General features: G+C 33.8%; 1 protein-coding gene. It reads left to right on the forward strand.

The window, feature by feature from the left end:
• The coding region (locus ACFQ0V_RS02040) for an RNA-guided endonuclease TnpB family protein (RefSeq protein ID WP_381009369.1) at positions 1–714 on the forward strand (714 nt) is incomplete at both ends.

A 714-nucleotide genomic window follows, 5' to 3' on the forward strand; every position in this document is an offset into this window, starting at 1 on the left:
AGATGATAAAGAAGCACTTAAAAAGCAAAAGTTCCCTACACCAGCTAAATATAAAGACGAATTTTCATTTCTAAAAGAAGTAGATTCTTTAGCTTTGGCAAATGCACAAATGAACTTACAAAAGGCTTATAAGAATTTTTTTGAAGGCAATACGAAATTTCCAAAGTTCAAAAGTCGTAAGTCAAAACAGTCTTATACAACTAATATGGTAAACGGCAATATTAAGTTGGAAAATAGTCATATCAAACTGCCAAAAATCAAAAAGCCAATAAAAATAAAACAGCATAGAGAAATACCCGCTGATTATAAAATCAAATCTTGTACGATTTCTAAAACAAAAACAGGGAAATACTATATTTCGATTTTGACAGAATACGAGAAAGAGATTAAGCCAGTGTCCATTCAAAAAGTTGTTGGGCTAGATTTCGCTATGGACGGTCTATATGTCGAAAGTGAACAGGGTAAGAAAGCCAATTACCCAAAATTCTATCGACAATCATTAGACAAACTAGCAAAAGCACAACGCATTCTATCCAAACGCAAGAAAGGTTCTGCACGTTGGAATAAGCAACGACTAGTAGTGGCTAAGTTGCATGAAAAAGTAGCGAACCAGCGCAGAAACTTTCTTCATCATAAATCAAAAGAATTAGCAACAAACTATGACGCTGTGATTATTGAAGATTTAGACATGAAAGGTATGTCTAAATCCCTTCG

The sequence above is a fragment of the Savagea faecisuis genome, assembly GCF_042675605.1.
Classification (GTDB): domain Bacteria; phylum Bacillota; class Bacilli; order Bacillales_A; family Planococcaceae; genus Savagea; species Savagea faecisuis.